1 protein-coding gene is annotated in these 564 nt (G+C 32.4%); it reads left to right on the top strand.

Annotated features, from left to right (window positions below):
* The coding region (locus IEY73_RS34795) for a hypothetical protein (protein WP_229716455.1) at nucleotides 1-384 on the top strand (384 nt) is incomplete at its 5' end.
* Nucleotides 385-564: the final 180 nt, after the last annotated feature.

Raw genomic sequence — 564 nt, forward strand, 5'->3', positions numbered from 1 at the left:
GGCCTAATCCTTTCTCAAATAGGGCTTTTAGAATACAAGCCCTTTAAAATCCTTTCCACACAAATCAACTTCAACCCCTCTTTACTCTTACTCACCCAACCTAAAGACAGAAAAAATTTATTCATTGTCAATGCCTTGCAAAATAGCGATGAAACGCTTATAGAATACGCCTCCTTATTGGAGAGCGAGTTAAGGCATGATTGGGTGAATTATTCCAGCGCGATAGGGCTAGAGGTGTTTTTAAACACGCTAGATCCGCATTTTAAAAAATCTTTTCAAGAGAGTTTAGAAGACAATCAAGTCCGTTACCACAATCAAATTTATCAGGCTTTAGGGTATTCTTTTGAGCCGATAAAAAATGGAAGCGAAACAAAAAAAGAATAATATTCAAATAATTATTTGAATACTTTCATTTTTAATAGGTTTTTTAATAAAATTGGAATACGATACGAGCGAAAATTAAACAAAGGTTATTTTGTGTTAAAATTTCAAAAATTACCTCTATTGTTTTTGTTTGTTTCTATTCTTTACAATCAAAGCCCTTTGTTGGCTTTTGATTATAAG

Source organism: Mangrovihabitans endophyticus, from assembly GCF_014646155.1.
Lineage (GTDB): Bacteria > Actinomycetota > Actinomycetes > Mycobacteriales > Micromonosporaceae > Actinoplanes > Actinoplanes endophyticus.